Source organism: Arthrobacter sp. SPT-J7 (assembly GCF_059089965.1).
Map to the genome: position 1 here is coordinate 1 of NZ_JBNHFF010000019.1, position 19,484 is coordinate 19,484.

Annotated in this window: 18 protein-coding genes and 2 riboswitches; of the genes, 6 read left to right on the forward strand and 12 right to left on the reverse strand. The window is 65.2% G+C overall.

What is annotated here, in order from left to right; genetic code table 11:
• The coding region (locus tag AC5RWX_RS18340) for a YibE/F family protein (protein ID WP_494097759.1) at positions 1-1,391 on the reverse strand (1,391 nt) is incomplete at its 3' end.
• A gap of 84 nt (positions 1,392-1,475) precedes the next feature.
• Between AC5RWX_RS18340 and AC5RWX_RS18345 the strand changes: the two genes are divergently transcribed.
• Positions 1,476-2,234: an alpha/beta hydrolase gene (locus tag AC5RWX_RS18345; protein WP_494097785.1), complete on the forward strand. Its 759-nt coding sequence runs from the start codon at positions 1,476-1,478 to the stop codon at positions 2,232-2,234.
• A gap of 148 nt (positions 2,235-2,382) precedes the next feature.
• Here AC5RWX_RS18345 and AC5RWX_RS18350 read toward each other — a convergent pair whose 3' ends face one another.
• The 3 genes from AC5RWX_RS18350 to AC5RWX_RS18360 all read right to left on the reverse strand — a co-directional run bounded on the left by AC5RWX_RS18350 (position 2,383) and on the right by AC5RWX_RS18360 (position 5,943).
• Entirely contained in the window at positions 2,383-3,417 is a 1,035-nt protein-coding gene (locus AC5RWX_RS18350; protein ID WP_494097760.1) for a GNAT family N-acetyltransferase, read from the reverse strand.
• A 2-nt stretch (positions 3,418-3,419) separates the two neighbouring features.
• Positions 3,420-4,805 carry a glycine--tRNA ligase gene (locus AC5RWX_RS18355; protein WP_494097761.1) on the reverse strand — a complete coding sequence of 462 codons (1,386 nt, stop codon included), beginning with the start codon at positions 4,803-4,805 and terminating at the stop codon, positions 3,420-3,422.
• 145 nt (positions 4,806-4,950) lie between these two features.
• Positions 4,951-5,943, reverse strand: a complete 993-nt coding sequence (locus AC5RWX_RS18360) for a DMT family transporter (RefSeq protein WP_494097762.1) — start codon at positions 5,941-5,943, stop codon at positions 4,951-4,953.
• 32 nt (positions 5,944-5,975) lie between these two features.
• Between AC5RWX_RS18360 and AC5RWX_RS18365 the strand changes: the two genes are divergently transcribed.
• Positions 5,976-6,209 (forward strand): RNA-binding S4 domain-containing protein, encoded by a 234-nt coding sequence (locus tag AC5RWX_RS18365; protein ID WP_163164382.1) that lies wholly within the window; start codon positions 5,976-5,978, stop codon positions 6,207-6,209.
• Between the two features lie 29 nt (positions 6,210-6,238).
• Here the strand turns inward: AC5RWX_RS18365 and AC5RWX_RS18370 are convergent, their stop codons facing one another.
• Positions 6,239-6,889, reverse strand: a complete 651-nt coding sequence (locus AC5RWX_RS18370; RefSeq protein WP_494097763.1) for an alpha/beta hydrolase — start codon at positions 6,887-6,889, stop codon at positions 6,239-6,241.
• 77 nt (positions 6,890-6,966) lie between these two features.
• Between AC5RWX_RS18370 and AC5RWX_RS18375 the strand changes: the two genes are divergently transcribed.
• Both AC5RWX_RS18375 and AC5RWX_RS18380 read left to right on the forward strand, forming a co-directional pair.
• Positions 6,967-7,836, forward strand: coding sequence for an SGNH/GDSL hydrolase family protein (locus AC5RWX_RS18375; protein WP_494097764.1), 870 nt, complete (start codon positions 6,967-6,969; stop codon positions 7,834-7,836).
• 207 nt (positions 7,837-8,043) lie between these two features.
• Positions 8,044-8,541 carry a hypothetical protein gene (locus tag AC5RWX_RS18380; RefSeq protein WP_494097765.1) on the forward strand — a complete coding sequence of 166 codons (498 nt, stop codon included), beginning with the start codon at positions 8,044-8,046 and terminating at the stop codon, positions 8,539-8,541.
• Positions 8,542-8,547: 6 nt separating this feature from the next.
• Here AC5RWX_RS18380 and AC5RWX_RS18385 read toward each other — a convergent pair whose 3' ends face one another.
• Both AC5RWX_RS18385 and mmsB read right to left on the reverse strand, forming a co-directional pair.
• Positions 8,548-10,032 (reverse strand): CoA-acylating methylmalonate-semialdehyde dehydrogenase, encoded by a 1,485-nt coding sequence (locus tag AC5RWX_RS18385; protein ID WP_494097766.1) that lies wholly within the window; start codon positions 10,030-10,032, stop codon positions 8,548-8,550.
• Between the two features lie 13 nt (positions 10,033-10,045).
• Positions 10,046-10,948: a 3-hydroxyisobutyrate dehydrogenase gene (mmsB, locus tag AC5RWX_RS18390; protein ID WP_494097767.1), complete on the reverse strand. Its 903-nt coding sequence runs from the start codon at positions 10,946-10,948 to the stop codon at positions 10,046-10,048.
• Positions 10,949-11,052: 104 nt separating this feature from the next.
• Between mmsB and AC5RWX_RS18395 the strand changes: the two genes are divergently transcribed.
• Positions 11,053-11,988, forward strand: coding sequence for a LysR family transcriptional regulator (locus AC5RWX_RS18395; protein ID WP_494097768.1), 936 nt, complete (start codon positions 11,053-11,055; stop codon positions 11,986-11,988).
• Positions 11,989-12,012: 24 nt separating this feature from the next.
• Here AC5RWX_RS18395 and AC5RWX_RS18400 read toward each other — a convergent pair whose 3' ends face one another.
• From AC5RWX_RS18400 to AC5RWX_RS18415, 4 genes are all read right to left on the reverse strand, one after another.
• Positions 12,013-13,131, reverse strand: a complete 1,119-nt coding sequence (locus tag AC5RWX_RS18400; protein WP_494097769.1) for a zinc-dependent alcohol dehydrogenase family protein — start codon at positions 13,129-13,131, stop codon at positions 12,013-12,015.
• A 105-nt stretch (positions 13,132-13,236) separates the two neighbouring features.
• Positions 13,237-14,619, reverse strand: coding sequence for an MFS transporter (locus AC5RWX_RS18405; RefSeq protein ID WP_494097770.1), 1,383 nt, complete (start codon positions 14,617-14,619; stop codon positions 13,237-13,239).
• Positions 14,620-14,798: 179 nt separating this feature from the next.
• Positions 14,799-15,914 (reverse strand): homoserine O-acetyltransferase MetX, encoded by a 1,116-nt coding sequence (gene metX / locus AC5RWX_RS18410; protein WP_494097771.1) that lies wholly within the window; start codon positions 15,912-15,914, stop codon positions 14,799-14,801.
• 12 nt (positions 15,915-15,926) lie between these two features.
• Positions 15,927-16,042: riboswitch (SAM riboswitch) on the reverse strand.
• Between the two features lie 94 nt (positions 16,043-16,136).
• Positions 16,137-17,462, reverse strand: coding sequence for a bifunctional o-acetylhomoserine/o-acetylserine sulfhydrylase (locus tag AC5RWX_RS18415; RefSeq protein ID WP_494097772.1), 1,326 nt, complete (start codon positions 17,460-17,462; stop codon positions 16,137-16,139).
• Between the two features lie 43 nt (positions 17,463-17,505).
• Positions 17,506-17,621, reverse strand: a riboswitch (SAM riboswitch).
• Positions 17,622-17,786: 165 nt separating this feature from the next.
• Between AC5RWX_RS18415 and AC5RWX_RS18420 the strand changes: the two genes are divergently transcribed.
• Positions 17,787-18,425 carry a VOC family protein gene (locus AC5RWX_RS18420; protein WP_494097773.1) on the forward strand — a complete coding sequence of 213 codons (639 nt, stop codon included), beginning with the start codon at positions 17,787-17,789 and terminating at the stop codon, positions 18,423-18,425.
• 270 nt (positions 18,426-18,695) lie between these two features.
• On the opposite strand, the gene AC5RWX_RS18425 is transcribed toward AC5RWX_RS18420, so the two are convergent.
• On the reverse strand, positions 18,696-19,475 hold the full coding sequence (locus AC5RWX_RS18425; protein ID WP_494097774.1) for a CPBP family intramembrane glutamic endopeptidase: 780 nt from the start codon (positions 19,473-19,475) through the stop codon (positions 18,696-18,698).
• Between the last annotated feature and the right edge of the window lie 9 nt (positions 19,476-19,484).

A 19,484-nucleotide genomic window follows, 5' to 3' on the forward strand; every position in this document is an offset into this window, starting at 1 on the left:
GTGGCCGCCCGGCCCGAACGAACCGCGCCGGCCGCACCTGCGCCGTCATTCGTTCCCGCGTTGTCCGTCCCCGCGTTGTCGGTCCCGCCGGCCGCCGGCCCCGGAAGCTCTGCTCCCCGTGAACCGGTGGCCTTAACCACCAGCACCGCAATCAGGGTGGTGACCGGGATCGCCAGGACCAGCCCGATGGAGCCGACCAAGGTCCTGATGACCTCTTCCGACAGCTCCGCACTGGTGAGCGTGTCCGCGAGCGGACGGTCGTAGAGCATCACGATGATGAGGATGGGCAGGGCCGCGCCGGCGTAGGCGAAGGCGATGGTGTAGACGGTGGAGGCAATGTGGTCGCGCCCGATGCGCATTGCCGAGGTGAACAGCTTCCGTGCGCTGCTTCCTGGTGCCAGCTCGTACAGTTCCCACACGGCGGAGGACTGAGTGATGGTCACATCGTTGAGGACACCGAGTCCGGAGATGATGAGCCCGCACAGGATCACGCCCGAGATGGAGATGTTGGCCGAGGTGTTCACCAGGGTGGTCGCCTCATGGTTGCCCACGCCGGCGAGGTTCGCAGCTCCGGTGGCCCACGCGGCGAGGAGCGCCGTGATCCCCAGCCCGAACATGGTCCCCAGGAGGGCGGTGGAGGTCCGGGCCGAGAATCCGTGGGCGAAGTACAGGACCCCGATCATAATCACTGTGGATCCCACCAGGGCCAGCAGCAGGGGTGGTTTCCCTTCCACCAGGCCCGGAAGCATAAAGCTGGCCAGCACGAAGTAGGCGCCCACTAGTCCGATCAGTGCCCTGACACCCCGCCAGCGGGCCACCGCGATGACTACCGCGGCATAGACCAGTGCGAGCAGGACTATGGGCAGGGTTCGGACGAAGTCAACAAAAATAAAGGCCGGCGAACCTTGGGAGGATGAGGCGCCCTGGGCGTTGGACAGGTTCAGGTAGCGGATTTGGTCACCGGGTTTGACCCCGTGCGACTTCGCGACGTCCGGGTTGATGACCACCTTGACCGGGCTTCCGCCCTTATCCGGCTCCGTGAAGGCAAACGTGCAGTCGGATCCCTGCTGGGTTTGGCCCTGCTGGCTTTGGTTTTGTTCGCCCGAAGACTGCTGGCCTTGCTGGGTTACACCTTGCATGCAGTTTTCGGTGGCCACGCTTTGGATGGTGCCGGTATCGAACGTGACACCGGGCGCGGCGGAGTATGGGTTGGCCAGGGAGACTCCCTCCTTGCTCCCGGAGGGCCACAGCATTGCCATGCCGGCAAGGGTCAGGAGCGTCAAGGGAATCAGCACCGCTGCGAGGATGCGGTTGGCCTTCCGGCGGGCAGCCATCGCCTCGGGCGTCGGCTCCGAATGACCTGTGGAAGCGTGGGAGTGACCGGACGCCATCAGCAGTAGAACCTCATACGTTGAACTCTACGTCCGGCACCATAGGGTTGATAAATGGATCGTCAGAACTTGGAGGAACCGGGCATGGCCAACCGCAGCACGGGGGAAGGTGGAGGTTCTGCCGCCGCAGGAAACGCCGCCGACACCGCCCGCCCGGCCGTTCTCAGCGTGCTTCCGGCATCCGCGCCTACCTTGGGCGTTGCCCTGGTGCTGCATGGCGGAAAATCGCACAGCCGTGAGCCCGTGGAGGCCCGGCACCTAAGCCCTGCCAGGATGGTCCCCTTCGCAAGGCACCTGCACCGGGCCGGAAGAAAGCACGGTCTTGCAGTCTGGTCCCTGCGCAACAGCGTGCGCGGCTGGAACGGTGCGGACATGACACCGCTGCAGGATGCGCGCTGGGCTTTGGAGCAGATCAGCAGCAGGCATCCCGGCGTTCCCGTGTTCCTCATCGGCCATTCCATGGGCGGCCTGACCGCTGTCTGTGCTGCGGACCACCCGCAGGTGGAAGCAGTTGTGGCGCTGGCGCCCTGGCTGAGCCCTGGGACTCCGGTCTCCGCAGTGGCCGGGCGGAAGGTGCTGATCATCCACGGCACCATTGACAGGTGGACCAGCCCGTCGGCCTCGCTGGCTTTTGCCCGGCATGCCGCTGCAGACGCTGAATCCATGCAGTACGTCGCCCTGAAAGGCGCCGGGCATTTTATGTTCCGTAAGGTCCGGCTGTGGCACACACTCTCCACCGGATTCGTCTTGAAAGCTTTCGGTGCATCAACCGGGGCTGACGTGCCAGTGCCACGAGGGTTTGAGCAACTGCTGCCGGCGTCATCGGTTCAGGTGACCCTGTGAACGCTTTCCCCTGGGCGTATCTGCGGCCTGCAGCGGGTCTACCTGCGTAAGGCGTGGTGATGTTCACTGATGCACGCCAGTGACTCGCAGATAACGCCGCGAAACCGCGTATTGGGAGCGTTAACCGCGAGTCACCTGAGTGGCCCTGCTAATCCGAGACGACCAGGGTCTCCGGTCCGGCGAGGCGGGCCTTGCCGCTGTCGAGCAGGGGCTCGACGGCGGCGCGGAGGGCTGTCATCGAATCGTCCAGTTCCAGCATCACCGGGTGCTGGTATGCAATAAGGGCGAGCATGTCCCGGACGGCTTCCGCCGCATCATCGGCGTCCAGCGCGGGCTCGTGGCCGACGAAGACGTCCGTTGGCGTTTCCGGCCCCTTATCCTCCTGGTGCGGTGCCGCGTCAGGGTCTGCCGGCGCCGCATAGCTGACGGCAAAGGCGCGGATCCGGCCCTTCTTGCTTGGCGCCACCGCGGCACCAAAAGCGGACTCGGGCCGGGCACGCAGCACTATGGCGCCGTGGGCACCGGTGAGGTCATCCAGGAACAGCCGCTGCACCTGGCCCACGGACAGTACGCCCGGGGAATCCCACCCGTGGATTGCCGTGTAGTAGCGGCCCACAACGTCCGTCAGTTCAACTGAGCCGGTAGCCAAGTCCATCACGACGTCGGAGCCGGCGTTTTCGTCATTGGCCGGCCTGCCGCCGTCGTCATCCGCGGGGAACACCGGAAGCCGGAGGGCGCCCGGTTCCACTACCACCAGCCGCGAGCGCTGGATGGGCGAAAGGCCGAAGTGCTCAGCGAAGGCGGCACCCGGAGTGCCGGGCTCCACCTTGGCACGAAGTCTTGACACGCCCGACGGCGACTGCCCGGCTTCCCGGCGCAGCATTGTCAGGAGCGTCGCGCCGATGCCCGAGCGCCGGTGGTCCCGCGCCACCTCAATGTAAGTCCAGAGCCGTTCCGGGTGCAGGGAAGCCTCGTAGACGACGCCCGCCGCCACCGGGATTCCGACACCGTCCACAACGTCCTCGGCTACGATGCAGCGCCGCCAGGGGGTGCCACTGCCCCCGGCCGACGAGAGCGCCAGCGCGCCCCGGAACTGCCGGGCCTGGTACGTTTCGGGGTCGCCCCAGATTTCCAGGAGGGCCAGGTCGTCGCCCTCGCGCCATGCGCGGTATTCGATAGCCACTGCTAGGCGCCGATCAGGCGTGCGGCCAGGTAGCCCTCCACCTTGTCCAGGGAAACGCGTTCCTGGCTCATGGTGTCCCGCTCGCGGATGGTCACGGCCTGGTCCTCAAGGGTGTCGAAATCCACGGTGATGCAGAAAGGGGTACCAATCTCGTCCTGCCGGCGGTAGCGGCGGCCGATGGCCCCGGCATCGTCGAAGTCGATGTTCCAGTTCTTTCGCAGCTGAGCGCCAAGGTCCTTGGCCTTCGGTGACAGGTCCTCGTTGCGGCTCAGCGGCAGCACCGCGGCCTTGACCGGGGCCAGGCGCGGGTCCAGCTTCAGGACGGTGCGGACATCAACGCCGCCCTTGGCGTTGGGGGCCTCGTCCTCGGTGTAGGCGTCCACCAGGAACGCCATGAAGGAGCGGGTGAGGCCGGCGGCCGGTTCAATGACGTAGGGGGTGTAGCGCTCATTGGTGGCCTGGTTGAAGTAGCTCAGGTCCTGGCCGGAGGCCTTGGCGTGGGTGGAGAGGTCAAAGTCGGTGCGGTTGGCGATGCCTTCCAGCTCGCCCCATTCCGAACCCTGGAAGCCAAAGCGGTACTCGATGTCCGTGGTGCCCTTGGAGTAGTGGCTCAGCTTTTCCTTCGGGTGCTCGAAGAACCGCAGGTTTTCCTCGCGGATGCCCAGGCTGGTGTACCAGGACATCCGCTCCTTCATCCAGTACTGGTGCCATTCCTCATCGGTGCCGGGCTCGACGAAGAACTCCATTTCCATCTGCTCGAACTCGCGGGTGCGGAAGATGAAGTTGCCGGGCGTGATCTCGTTGCGGAAGGACTTGCCGATCTGGCCGATGCCGAACGGCGGCTTCTTGCGCGAGGTGGTGAGGACGTTGTTGAAGTTCACGAAGATGCCCTGGGCCGTTTCCGGGCGCAGGTAGTGCATGCCTTCCTCACTGGCCACCGGGCCAAGGAAGGTCTTCAGGAGGCCGCTGAATTCCTGCGGCTCGGTCCATTCACCACGGGTTCCGCAGTTGGCGCAGGCAATGTCCTTCAGGCCGTTCTCGGCGGGGCGGCCCTTCTTTTCCTCGTATTCTTCCTCGAGGTGGTCTGCGCGGTAGCGCTTGTGGCAGGAGAGGCACTCCACCAGGGGGTCGGAGAAGACCTCAACGTGGCCGGAGGCTTCCCACACTTGACGGGGCAGGATGACGGAGGAGTCCAGGCCCACCACGTCCTCGCGGCCGCGGACCATGGACTGCCACCACTGGCGCTTGATGTTTTCCTTCAGCTCGGCGCCGAGGGGCCCGTAGTCCCAGGCAGAGCGCGAACCTCCGTAGATCTCACCGGCCTGGAACACAAAGCCCCTCCGCTTGGAGAGGGAAATGACCTGGTCGAGAACGGATTTTGCTGCCATGGGGTAACTCCAATTTCTACAGGGCCGCTGGGTGCGGTCCGCGGTGTTCAGGCCCCGGGCAAGCCGGAGGCGCATGACCGCTGGCTGCCGCGGGGGCGGATGAAGGAAAGATGCGAAAAAGCTGCGTGTCCTAGCCTACCGGTGCCTACCTGCGGAGCGCGCCCCGCGGCCAGGGCAGGGTTGCCAGGATGATGGCGGCCAGCGTGAGGATGGTGCCGAGCACTGTGGCCGGTGCAACCACGGCCCCCGGCGCCGGCAGGATCACGTCAAGGGCAAGCGAGCCGAGCAGCTGCCCCGCGATCATGCCCAGGCCCGTGACCAGCACGCCCAGGCTGCGGACCAGCAGCGCGCCCAGTCCGATGAAGACGCATCCCATCGGACCGCCGACGTAGTACCACCACTCCCCCGGCAGGGGGTTTCCCGCGCCAACCACTGCCAGCTTGATGGCGTAGGCCGTCCAGAGAACCACCGAACCGGCCACGAAATTGACCAGGGTGGCGGCGATCGGCGTGCCGTAGTGAACGGTGGCCGTTCCGTTCATGGCCTGCTGGAAGCTCATGAGGAACCCGGCGGCGACGGGGAGCAGGAGCGGAAGCAGCAGGCCCGCCGGCCCGCCGTCGGACGCGCCGCCCGCTCCCCCGGCGCCCCCGCTGAACCGGGGCGAAACTGCCCAGGCGACGGCGGCAATGGTCAGCAGGCAGCCGACAATCCGGATCCCGGTAACTGGCTTCCGGCCCGCCGGTCCAATCCCCAGCCGGTCCACGAGCAGCCCGCTGACGGTCTGCCCGGTGACTGTGGCAACGGTGAAGAGGGCCACGCCCAGGATGCCGACCGTAAAGGACTGGGCAAAGACGAACAGGGCCCCGATGCCGCCGGCGAGGACGTAAATCCGGGGAAAGGCCCGGCTGCGGACGGCCGGCAGGATCCGCGCCAGCCCGGCACGTCCGCGCGGCAGGAGCAGCGAGATCAGGATCATCACCACCAGCCCTGTGCTGAAGCTCACCACGGAAGCGGCGATGCCGTCGTTCAACCGGGCGCCCAAGGCACCGTTAATACGGCCCTGCAGGGGAATGGCCAGGCCTGCGCCCACCGCCAAGGGAAGGCCTGCGAGCAGCGGCAGGCGATGGGTGGAGGTCACTGAATCCACCTTACGTCAGGCATTATTGCTTCATGAGCAACCGTGTTGAAGACATCCCCATCCGCGACAGCATGATCCGCCTTGGCCAGCTGCTCAAGCTCGCCAACCTGGTCGAGGACGGCGTTGAGGCGGCGGACCTCATCAAGAACGGGCTCGTCAAGGTCAACGGGGAGATCGACGACCGTCGCGGCCGGCAGCTGCACAACGGCGATACGGTCACGGTCAATGGGCAAACGGTGCGGGTGGTGGCACCCGAGGCAGGTTAACCTGCCGTCCTGCACCCGTCGTCGTCCGCCTACTTTTTGAGGACTTCGTGGGTAAGGAATTCACCTACGTGGCCGATCTCCTGCTGGTTGATGCCGTGCCACATGCCCGTGTACAGGACCTTGGTGAGTTTAACGTGCTTGCGGACCCAGCCCATGGTGTAGTCGATCTTGTCCGCGGTGATCACGGGGTCCTGCTGGTCCCGGCCCCAGAACATGGGAACGGTTCCGTTCAATTCCGAATCCCTGAAGCTGGGATCGTCGCCTGCGTCCACCACAAAGCCTGAGAGCCCGACGACGGCCGCGAAGTCCGTGGGCCGCTGCCGCAGGAGCGTGGTTGCCATCGCCATTCCCATCGAGAAGCCGAGCAGTGAAACCGAGGGATGGCCCACCTTTATGGTGTCGATCCAATCCAGCACAAAGGATGATGCCGCCTTGACCCGCTCCAGCGAGTAGTCAATGGACGCCGTCAGCGGGAACCAGGTGAAACCCGGGCCCATGGCGATGGGAGCCCGGACGGAGGCGACGGCGAAGTCCCCGGGCAGCAGGTCAGCCAGACTGAGCAGGTCATGTTCGTTGGCGCCGTAGCCGTGCAGCAGTACCAGCAGCGGCCTGCCGTCACGCTGGTCCTCGGGATGGGACCACAGGACAACAGGGGCAGGAAATACTTCGGCTTCAGTCATGGTTTCCATTGTTACAGCTACCGAAAGGTAACAACCTACGTTCGCGTAGCCAGTAAAGCGGAAGGCAGGATAGGACCGTGACTGACACAAGTGCCATTCAATCCCCTACTGCCCGCGCAGGATCCCACCCCTGGACCCGGTACGTGGCAATGGGCGATTCCTTCACGGAGGGCATCGGCGATCCCGAGCCCTCACGCCCAGGCGGCTACCGCGGCTGGGCGGACCGGGTGGCGGAGGAACTGGGCCGTACACAGCCCGACTTTGCCTACGCGAACCTGGCTGTGCGCGGCAGGTTGCTGCAGCAGATCGTGGACCAGCAACTGGCCCCGTGCCTGGCGCTCAAGCCGGACCTCGTCACACTCTCGGCCGGCGGTAATGACCTGCTGCGCCCGGGCGGCGACCCTGATGCCCTGGCTGAAAAGCTCGATTCGGTGGTGCAGATCCTCGCCATGGGCGGCGCCACCGTGGTCCTCTTTAACGGCCCGGACACCGGTTCTTCGGTGCTGGGCAGGATCCGCAGCAAGGTGGCGATCTACAACGAAAACCTGCGCACCGTGGCTGCCCGGCATGATGCCGTGATCGCGGACATGTGGTCCCTGCGGCAGCTGAGCGATCCGCAGATGTGGGACCAGGACCGGCTGCACTTCTCCCCTCTTGGCCACCACACCATCGCCGCCATGGTGCTGGACTCGCTGAACGTGCAGCACACGCTGGAGCCGCTGCAGCCCAAACCACTCCCGCACCGCACCTGGCGCGAAGCGCGCTCCGGTGACCTGGTGTGGGCCCGTGAGTACTTTGTACCGTGGGTGCTGCGCAGGCTGCGCCACCAATCGTCCGGCGACGGGATCACCGCCAAGCGTCCGACGCCGGGTCCTGTCTTTGGTCCGGGGGTTCCGCTGGGATCGGGCGAGGGTCCGCTGGGGACCACCGAGGTTGCCCGGCGATAGCGCCGGGCAGATGGTTCCGGGGGCCCATACGCGGACCGGTGGCGATGCCCTTCCGGAAGCCGGACCACGGATTGACCTGATCCAGTGCTACGACGAATACACCTTGGGCTATTCCGCCACGCGGCATTACATGGGCCGCGGGAATCCCGGCCGTCCGCGTGCACTACGGGGCTAAGCTGGAAGGACACACATGAGAGGCACGGCACCGTGAGCAACTTGTTTTTCTGGATCATCATTTTGTCATTCCTGATCCCGATGGCCATGCGGATGTACCGGAAGTCTGTCGCCCGCAGGAACCACGAGCAGAGCTTATCCGGGCGCTACCCTGAGCAGTTCCCGGGCGGCGGCCAGTTCCCCGGTTCGGCGGGTCCACAGAGCAAACAGCCCCGGGACGGCTACACCCAGCAGGACTATTTCAGCGGCGGGTTCCGCGAACTTGACCGGCCCCAGCCGCTGCCGCCCATCCAGCCGGTTCCACCCATGGACCAGCAGTTTCCGCCGTACGGGCAGCCCCGGCCGGAACAACCCCGGCAGGGGCAATCCCAAGCCCCGCAGCAGCCGGCAGCACCTGCCACTCCCCCGCCGCCGTCGGCCCCGCAGGGCTACCGCGCACGCAAGCTTGCGGAACTGGATGAGAAGTACAGCAACGGCGAACTTTCCATGGAGGAGTACATGGCCCGCCGCGGCGAGATCATGAACGGCTGACCTGCGTCAGTCCACCTGCGGAAAGCCCAGGTCGATGACGGACGTTGCCGGGTCCGGCCACCGCGTGGTGACCACTTTGCCCCTGGTGTAGAAGCGGATACTGTCCGGCCCGTACATGTGCGTGTCACCGAACAGGGAGTTCTTCCAGCCGCCGAAGGAGAAGGTGCCCACCGGCACCGGGATGGGCACGTTGACGCCCACCATGCCTGCCTCGACGTCGAATTCGAACTGGCGGGCGGCGCCGCCGTCGCGGGTGAAGATGGCAACCCCGTTCCCGAACTCGTTGTCGTTGACCAGGCGGACCGCATCGCTGTAGGTATCCACGCGGACCACGGACAGGACGGGGCCGAAGATTTCGTCGTCGTACACCTTCATGCCCGGCTTGACGTGGTCCACCAGGCTGACTCCGATGAAGAACCCGGTGGAATCGAACTGCTGCGAGCGGCCGTCGACAACCACCGTGGCGCCCTCGTTTTCGGCCCCTGCGACGTAGGAGGCCACTCTTTCCCGGTGTTCTGAGGTGATCAGCGGGCCCATCTGTGATGCCGGGTCGGTGCCTGGGCCGATCGTCAGGGTAGCCATCCGGCTCTGGATGGCCGCCACAAGGTCGTCGGCGATGGCGCCGACGGCTACGAGCACGCTGACCGCCATGCAGCGCTCGCCTGCAGAGCCGTAGGCAGCCGAGATGGCGGCGTCGGCGGCCATGTCCAGGTCAGCGTCCGGCAGGACCACCATGTGGTTCTTTGCCCCGCCCAGGGCCTGGACCCGTTTGCCGTGGTCCGCAGCACGCTTGTAGATCGACTGCGCGATGGGCGTTGAGCCCACGAAGCTGACGGCTTTGACGTGCGGGTGTTCGAGCAGGACGTCCACCGCCTCTTTGTCGCCCTGCACCACGTTCAGCACACCGGCCGGCAGGCCCGCTTCGGCGAAGACTTCCGCGATGAACACGGCGGAGGACGGATCCTTTTCACTGGGCTTCAGGAGCACGGTGTTCCCGCATGCCAGGGCGCTGCCGATCATCCAGAGCGGCACCATGGCCGGGAAATTGAACGGGGTAATGCAGGCCACGACGCCCACTGGCTGCCGGACGGAGTGGACGTCCACGCCGCTGGAGACCTGCTCGGAGCGTTCCCCCTTGAGCATGTGGGACAGCCCGGTGGCAAACTCGATGTTCTCGAGTCCGCGGGAAATTTCCCCTTCGGCGTCGGAGAGTACTTTGCCGTGCTCACTGGTCAGGATGGCGGCCAGCTCGGACTTGCGCTGGGTAAGGATTTCGCGGACGCGGAAGAAGATATTGGTCCGTTTGGCCAGGCTCGTGGCCCGCCAGCCTGGCAGCGCAGCGGAGGCGGCGGCAATGGCTTCTTCTACCCGGGCAGCTGAAGCCAGTGCCACCTGCTTTTCCTGCTCTCCGGTAGCCGGGTTGTAGACAGGGCCGAAGCGCTCGGCTTCAGCAACGCGGCTGCCGTTGATGTAATGCGGAATGGTGTGCATGGAGGTCTCTTTTCTACTGTGCTGAGTCCAGGGAACCGTCGGCGAGCTTGATGATCATGGAGCAGTCCTTACCGGACTCGCCCGCATCGATGAGGCGCTGGTACAGCTGCTGAACGTGCCTGCCGATTTCGAGCGGCGTGCCGGTGTCCTCGGCAGCGCTGATGGCCAGGCCGATGTCCTTGTTCGCCAGCTCGGCGGTAAAGGTGGGCGCGAAGTCATTGTTTGATGCAGCGGTGGGGACCACGCCGGGAACGGGGTACCAGGTGCGCAGGGCCCAGCTGTCCCCGGAGGACACGGAAGCGATGTCCCAAAACACCTTCTTGTCGAGGGCGAGACGGTCTGCGAGCACTGCGCCCTCGGCAGTGGAGGCCAGGTTGATCAGGAGCATCAGGTTGTTGCAGATTTTGGCCGCCTGCCCGGTGGTGGCTCCGCCCGTAGGGATGATGTTGGCTGCCATCGGTTCGATGTAGCGCGCAGCGTCGGCCACGGCGCCAGCTTCACCGCCCACCATAAACGTGAGCGTTCCTGCCTTGGCGCCGCTCATCCCGCCTGAGACAGGGGCATCGACGAAGCGGAAACCGGCGGCAGCGGCGGCGTCGTGCAATTCCTTGGCGGCGGCGATATCGATCGTGGAGGAATCGACCAGGAGTGTGCCCGTATCGGCATGGGCCAGCACCCCGTCCCCGCCCAGGTAGACAGTCTTGGCATGCTCGCCCTTGGGAAGCATGGTGAATACGACGTCGGCGCCCGCCACTGCCTCGGCGATGCTCCCTACCGGCTTCACCCCGCCTGCCTCCGCAGCAGCGAGAGCAGCCGGGCTGAGGTCGAATCCCCGAACGTCGTGACCCGCCTTTGCGAGGTTCCCCGACATGGACCCGCCCATGTTTCCCAAACCGATCCAACCAACTACTGCCATGGCATAAGCTCCTTTGCTGTGCCTCCGGCCCTGGGCAGCCGGAAGGTCTGTGTCCACCATCACACCCTGCTGGAGTGCAATCAAGGGGAAAAATCACAGATGGCATGTGCACCGATGCACACGAAGGAAGGGGCACCGGGGTGGCGCGGCTTCCGAGTCCGGACGACTTGCTGATTTTGCTCACTGTGGCCCGGCTGGGACGCTTCAACGCCGTCGCGGAAACGATGGGCACCACGCACACCACCATTTCGCGCCGGATCCTCGCCCTCGACAAGCAGCTGGGCGGCCGCACCCTGGAGCGCAGCCCGCACGGCTGGGAACTGACGGAGCTGGGGGCTTCGGCCGTGGCCGCGGCGGAAACGATCGAGGACACGCTGGGGTCATTGGCTGCCGCCACGGGCCAGGACCGGGACGCCCTGTCGGGCATGGTGCGCCTGAGCACCTCGGACGGCTTCGGCGCAGAATTCGTAACCCCTGCGCTGGTCCGCCTCCAGCAGCGGCATCCCCTGCTGAATGTGGAAATGCTCAGTGCCACGCGCAAGGTCAGCCAGAACCGCTCCGGCGTGGACCTTGAGGTGGTGGTGGGCCGCACGGATGTGAGCAACGCGCAGGCCATTTTCCTGACCAACTACTTCCTCCGGCTCTACGCCAGCCCGGCTTATGCCGCCGAACGGGGCTTGCCGGAAACGCCCGACGGCGTGGGGCAGCACGGCTTCGTCTCTTACGTTGAGTCCGCACTCCAGGTTGCCGAACTGGGCCACCGGTCCTCGCAGCTGCCCATGCCCAGGTCCAGCTTCCAGGCGACGAGCATCTTTGCCCAGGTGGAGGCGGTGCGCCGCGGCGCGGGCATCGGATTGCTTCCGAATTTTATGGTGGCGCGGAACCCGGAGTTCGTTCCGGTGCTCCCCGGCGCCTTCCAACGACAGGTGCCCATCTGGGCTGTGGCCCGGCCGGAATCGCTGCGGTCCGCCCGGGTGCAGGCCGTGGTCACTGCGCTAAAGGAAGAAGTGGCCGAACGCCAGGACGTGCTGGCCGCCTAGTCCCTGGGCATCCGTACCGTCTGTTCAGGCGTGGAAGAGCCGCCTCACCACGTGCCCCGCAGCCAGCGCATCGAGGCCTTCGTTGATCTCTTGAAGCGGCCGGGTGTCGGTGTGCAGCAGCTCAACGGGAAGCCTGCCCTCGCGCCAGTACCCAAGGTAGAGGGGGATGTCCCGGCCCGGAACGGCATCACCCATATACGAGCCCAGGAGCCGCTTGCCCGCCCCGGCGAACTGGAGCGCGGGTACGGTCAGTTCCGCCGTGGGGTGTGGCAGCCCCACCGAGACCACGGCGCCGCCACGCGTCACGTACTCGAGGCATGATGCAATGACCCGGGCTGACCCCACAGCTTCGATGGCAATGTCCACACCGTCGCCGGCCGCCTCCAGGATCAGGTGGGGAGCTTCGTCCGGGGTCCCCACGGCGGTTGCCCCGCACTTCAGGGCGAGCCCGTGCTTGCGGGCATTGGGATCGATGGCAATCACGGAGGAGGCACCGGCCAGCGCCGCGGCCATGACGGACGAAAGACCTACAGCGCCCAGTCCGAAGACCGCTACGGACTGGCCTTGCTGGACGGCCGCTGTGTTGAAGACGGCTCCCATACCGGTCAGCACGGCGCAGCCGAACATAGCCGCAACAGTGTCGGGGACGTCGTCGTCGATGGCCACCACCGATTCCCGGGCCACCACGGCGTAGTCCGCGAAGGCAGAAACCCCCAGATGGTGGTTGATCCGTTCCCCCGCAGGCGTCCGCAGGAGGGCCCCGCCATGCAGGAGGTCCCCCGAGCCGTTTACTTCCGCCGCACGGTGGCACAGTGCCGGACGGCCCCCCCGGCAGGCACGGCAGTCACCACAGCTGGGGACGAAGACGAGGACCACATGGTCTCCGGGGGAAACATCCGTAACACCTTTACCCACTGCGGCAACCCGCCCTACAGCCTCGTGCCCCAGTGCCATGGGAAGGGGCCTGACGCGGGAGCCATCCACCACGGAAAGGTCCGAGTGGCACAGGCTCGAGTAGGTGATGCTGATGCCCAACTCGCCGGCGCGGGGTTCCGGCCGGTCAAGCTCCTCGACCCGAAGGGGATGCGCTTCGGTGTAGCTGGTTCCGGGCGGGACCGTGGCGTAAAGGACCGCTGCTTTCATGGGAAATCCTGACTTCTACGAAGGTGCTGACGCCCAACTGCCCGGGCCTGCGTGGTCGCGGGTCCGGGCAGTTGGTGCTGTTCGGCTCTGCGGTGGTGCCGGTGACTATTTCTTGCCGGCCGCGAGCAGGTCCGCGGTGCCCCGGGCGTCGGCTGCGTCCACGTCGTGCAGCGAGATGCCGCGGGTCTCCTTGAGGAAGAACACGGAGATTGCGGTCACGATGCAAGCCCCGAGCAGGTACAGCGCCACCGGAGTAGAGGAGTTGAAGGTTCCCAGCAGTGATGTGGCGATGATCGGTGCCAGCGAACCGGCGACGATGGAGGTCACCTGGTAGCCCAGGGAAACGCCCGAGTACCGCATCCGGGTGGGGAACATCTCGGCCATGATGGACGGCTGGCCTGCGTACATCAGCGCGTGGAACAACAGGCCGATGGTGATGGCGGCCAGGATGATGATGTCATTGCCGGTGTCCATCATGGGGAAGGCGAAGAAGCCCCACGTGCCGCCGAGGATGGCGCCTGCCATGTAGACGGGCCGCCGGCCGAATGCGTCCGACATCCTGCCCACGAGCGGGACCGCGCAGAAGTGGATGAAGTGCGCCACGAGCAGAAGCAGGAGGATGCGGGAGGTGTCGGTCTGGACAACGACCTTAAGGTAGGTGATGGAGAATGTCACCACGAGGTAGTACAGGATGTTTTCGGCAAAACGCAGGCCCATGGCGGTAAAGACACCGCGCGGGTACCGGCGGAAGACCTCGGCAACACCGTAGCCCTTCTTCTCCACCGTGACTTCCTTGCGGGCTTCGATGAAGATCGGGGCATCCTGGACCTTGGTGCGGATGTAGTAGCCGACGATGACGATGACTGCGGAGAGCCAGAAGGCGACGCGCCAGCCCCAGCCGAGGAAGGCTTCCTGGGAAAGCGTGGCCGAAAGGGTGAACAACACGCCCGTGGCCAGGAGGTTGCCCATAGGTACCGCTGACTGTGGCCAGCTGGACCAGAACCCGCGCGACTTGTTGGGGCTGTGCTCGGCAACCAGCAGCACGGCGCCGCCCCACTCACCGCCGACGGCGAAGCCCTGCACGAAGCGCAGGAACACCAGGAGGGCCGGAGCCCAGTAGCCGATCTGGGCGAAGGTGGGCAGGCAGCCCATAAGGAAAGTGGCTACGCCGACGAGGATGATGCTCAGCTGCAGCAACTGCTTGCGGCCGAACTTGTCACCGAAGTGGCCAAAGACGATGCCGCCGATGGGGCGGGCCACGAAACCTACGGCGTAAGTGACAAATGCGGCAATGATGCCGTCCAGTTCAGTCCCTGAATTGGGGAAGAAGGTTTTGCCGAACACCAGGGTGGCGGCGGAGGCATAAAGGAAAAACTCGTACCACTCAACAACAGTGCCGGCCATGGAGGCCGTAACGACTTTCTTCAGGCCTGAGGCCTTGACGTCGGTTTCCTCTGGCCGCCGTGCGGCGGAGCTTTCCGTACTCATTTAGTGAACTCCTTCGGCGTCCTCTTCGACACCACTGGGACAGGCTGTGGCGGATACGTGTGATTTTGGCCACGAACCGCCGGGTCCCATTGAGTATGGTCTGCCTTATCGCCCAGCTCAACGGCGAATCATGCAGAGCCCATCTGCATTAATGCACACATTCTGCTTTGGAGGCCTGCTTAGGCCGAAAGGTGCTCGCGGAGTTGCGGTGCCAACTGGCCGATCTCGGTGAGGAATCCGTCGTGCCCGATAGGCGCTTCGATGAGGTGGACGTCCACCTCCCCGGGAAGAGCCCGTGCCAGCTCCCGTGACTGTGACGGGAAGTAGAGCCGGTCCGAGTCCACGGCGGCGATAAAGAAACGCGCGCTGGCACCGGACAGAGCCTGGGTGAGGGACCCCCGCCCCCGGCAGATGTCGTGGCTCATCAGTGCCTCCGTGATGGCGATGTAGCTGTTCGCATCGAAACGCTGCACCAGTTTGGTGCCCTGATGGTCCAGGTAGCTTTCCACCTGGTAGCGTCCGCGGGCTGAAAGCTGCTCACCCTGGAGCGGCGATTCGGTAGCCTGCGGCGTCCGCCCGAACCGTCCGTCCAGCTCCTGCGGGGAACGGTACGTGATATGGGCAATACGCCTGGCCAGCGCCAGGCCCTCCTCCGGGGCGGGTCCGTTGTAGTAGTCACCGCCGTCGAAGTTGGCGTCCTGGCGGATGGCGAGGGTCTGTGCCTGGGCGAAGGCGATTTGCTCGGCCGTACTTGCGGCGCCGACGGCGATCACAGCGCATCGCTGTACCCGCTCCGGATAGGTAAGCGCCCATTCCAGGGCACGCGCCCCGCCCATCGAGCCACCCAGCACGGCAAACCAGCTCGAGATCCCCAACTGGTCGGCCAGCCGGGCCTCCGCCACTGTGCTGTCCCTCAGGGTCACCAGTGGAAAGCGGGAGCCCCAGGGCTTTCCGTCCGGAGCGGGCGACGACGGACCCGTAGACCCGTAACAGCCACCTACGATATTGACGGACACAACAAAGAATCGGTTCGTGTCCACCGGCGCACCTGGTCCCGCGAGCTGTTCCCACCAGCCGGGCTCTTCCGTGTCGCCCCTGGTTACATGGGTACTGCCGGTCAGTGCATGTTCAATGAGGACGGCGTTGCTGCCGTCCGCGTTGAGGGTGCCCCAGGTTTCATAGGCCAGCGTGACGTCCGGCAGGTATCCGCCGGCCTCCAGCTTCAGTCCCCCGATGGAGGCATAGCGGACAATCCCGTGTTCAGGGACGGTGGTACGGGTGACGGTAACCGTCATGGCAAGACCTCTTCTACGCGCTTGCCCGCCGTCGAATGACCGGCAGGCCAGGTCTTCACCCGGGGCACCCCACCGCGGAAGGAGGGTTGCCGGCCAGCAAGCCGGGGCTGTCACTGGCACTCATGACCTGGTTCGAGTGTACGAAACAGCCCCTGCCTGCCGCCAAGAGTGTGACTGGTTGTGACTTCCCCGGCCCGCTGCCGAGCTGGTGCCCGGGTACTGCTAGGCGCCGGTGGCTTCCTTGGCCGCCCGGAAGCCCGCCTCAAGGTCAGCCAAGATGTCATCGATGTGCTCGATCCCTACCGACAGCCGCACCAGGCCGGGGTGCACGCCGGCAACCACCTGCTGCTCAGGCGAGAGCTGGCTGTGGGTGGTCGACGCCGGGTGGATGACCAGGGAACGGACGTCACCGATGTTGGCCACGTGGGAATGCAGCTCAAGCGCGTCCACGAAGCGTTTACCCGCCTCCGCCCCGCCGGCGAGGTTGAACGACACGATGGCGCCGGTGCCCTTGGGGCCGTACTTGCGGCCGCGCTCGTACCAAGGACTGGAGGGCAGCCCGGCGTAGGCGACGGATTCGACGTCGTCACGCGCTTCCAGCCAGCGGGCTACTTCCAGGGCGTTGGCGACGTGACGTTCCACCCGCAGGCTCAGCGTCTCCAGTCCTTGGGCGATGAGGAAGGCGTTGAAGGGCGACACTGCCGAGCCCAGGTCACGCAGGAGCTGCACCCGGGCCTTCAGGATGTAGGAAAGGTTGGCGCCCAGGGCACCCTCGGCGCCAAGGTCCCGGGCATAGACCAGCCCGTTGTAGGTGGGATCCGGGGTGTTGAAGCCGGGGAACTTTGCAGGGTCCTTGCCGAAATCGAACTTTCCGGAGTCCACGATCACGCCGGCGATCGCGGAACCATGGCCGCCCAGGTATTTGGTGGCCGAGTGCACCACAATATCCGCACCCCATTCCAGTGGCCGGATCAGGTACGGGGTGGACAGGGTGTTGTCCACGATCAGGGGAACCCCGGCGTCGTGCGCAACCTGGGACACGCCTTCAATATCCAGGACATCCTGCCGCGGGTTGGAAACCACCTCGCCAAAGAACAGCTTGGTGTTGGGCTGCACTGCCTCGCGCCACTGGTCCAGGTTGTCAGGGTCAGCCACAAACGTGACGGAAATGCCAAACTTCTTCAGGGTATGGGCAAAGAGGTTGTAGGTGCCGCCGTAAAGGCTGGGGCTGGCCACAATGTGGTCCCCAGACTCGGCGATATTCAGGACTGCGAAAGTTTCAGCGGCCTGCCCTGAGCTGAGCAGAAGGGCACCCAGGCCGCCTTCGAGGCTGGCGATCCGCTGTTCCACGGCTTCCTGGGTGGGGTTGCCGATCCTGGTGTAGATGGGCGCCAGCTCAGCGAGGGCGAAGCGGTTCGCTGCGCTCTCTGCGCTGGGGAACACAAAGGACGTGGTTTGGTAAATGGGGAGCGCACGGGCACCCGTGGCAGCGTCCGGCTCCTGCCCTGCGTGGATCTGGCGGGTTTCGAAAGACCATCCGTTGGACAACTAAGGCTCCTTTGACATGGGCCCGGCATGCTCGAAGCACCGCGGGCCGCGCTTGCCATCCGGCCGTTGCCGGACAGCCAGGTCCTCACCCGGGGCACCCCACCGCGGATGGAGGGTTGCCGGCCAGCGAGCCGGGGCTTGGCGCTGGCACTCATGACCTGAGCCCAGTGTAGGAACATGGACGCGACGGTTGACAGGATTATGACGAACAAGGTCCTCACCGCTGCCGTCAACAGGACCCTGGATTAATGCTGCTTCAGAACCAAAATCCCAGTAAGGCTATCCTTAGCTGAGAGCCCGATCACAAAGTGCCAAGATGTTGCCATGCGCATGGATCACGTCTCTTACGCCTGTGAACACGATGGCCTGGCTGCCACCACCGAACGTATTTCCTCTGCCCTCGGCGTTGAGGCAGTGAAGGGCGGGGTACACCCGCGGTTCGGAACCCGGAATATGATCATCCCGCTCGCCGGGCACAAGTACCTCGAAGTCGTCGAGGTCCTGGACCACCCCGCTTCGGACAAGGCTCCCTTCGGACAGGCAGTGCGTGCACGGTCTGCGGCGGGGGGCGGCTGGATGGGCTGGTGCGTCGAGGTTGACGACCTGGTTCCCTTTGAAGAACGGCTCGGACGCTCCGCTGTCAACGGAAACCGCAAGTTTCCTGACGGCCGCGAACTGGTCTGGAAGCAGATCGGCATCCTGGGTTTGATTGCCGACCCGCAGGTTCCCTACATGCTCAAGTGGGAGGGGGACCCGTCCCTGCACCCGTCCAACGCCTATGAGAGCAACGTGAAGATGAGCTGCCTGACCATTGCCGGCTCCGCTGCCCGGGTTACCGAGTGGCTGGGCGAGCCGGTGGAAAAGCCGCTCGAAGATGTAGCCGTGGAGTGGGTGGCACCGCACGGGACCCCCGGGATCCTTTCGGTGACGTTCGAGACCTCCAATGGTGCTGTGACCATCTGACCCTTCCTCCGCGCCCGGGCGGCCCTGCCCGGGCGCCGGCTTGGGCTAAACGCCCTTTGCACTTCGGCCGCCATCAGCTTGTGACAACGGCGTCACCTGCCGATGACGGCCGAATCCGTTTCCTGGCGAAATCTTGGTTGAGCCCGGCGAAACCTGGTAGCTGAGCCTCCAGGAAGTGCCCCTTGCCCAGCTGATGGAACGGTGGCACCGCAAATGTCAGGGTTTCCACAGACTCAGCCACCGGCTACTGTCACAAACAGACCGCCTGCCTTACCCCAGCCCCACGGCCTTGCCGAACAAGCTGAAGCCAACGAACGCCACGATGTCCAGCAGTGCATGGGCTATCACGAGAGGCATAACCCGCCGGGTCCTGGTGTACAGCCACGCGAAGACGACGCCCATCACCACATTGCCGATGAAGGGGCCAAACCCCTGATACAGGTGGTACGTGCCCCGGAGCAGCGAGCTGACCATGATGGACAGCGGCACGCTCCAGCCGAACTTCCCGAAGCGGTTCAGGAGGTAACCCACCACGATGACTTCCTCCACCACGGCATGGCGGATAGCGGACAGGATCAGCACCGGGACCGTCCACCAGTACGCGTCAAGAGCGCTGGGAATGATGGCGGTCGTGATGCCGAGAGCCCTGCCCGCGGCATAGAGGCCAAGGGAGGGGACGCCGATCAGCGCAGCCAGCCCCAAACCCTGAAGCATGTCCCGCCCGGGCCGCTCGAAGTTGAATCCGAGTTTACGGAAAGCCGAACCGGCGTTGTCAGCCCCGCCGGAGGATGCCTGCCGCTGATCGCTGAGGAAGTAGATCACCAGCAGCACCGGCACCAGCGCAAAGAGAATGTCCAGCAGCTGGTACGTCAGGTCAAAGTACTCACGGGGGCTCTGCGAGCGATTCAGGGTAGAGGTGCCCTCTGCCAGCGGTGCGCGGGTCAACTTGTCCAGGAGCTGCACCACGGAATACACGGCAGACTGGCCCAAGGACAGGCCCAAGACAATCCAGACTTCTATCCGCAGGCGACGGCGGGAGGGAACCAGCATGTACCCATC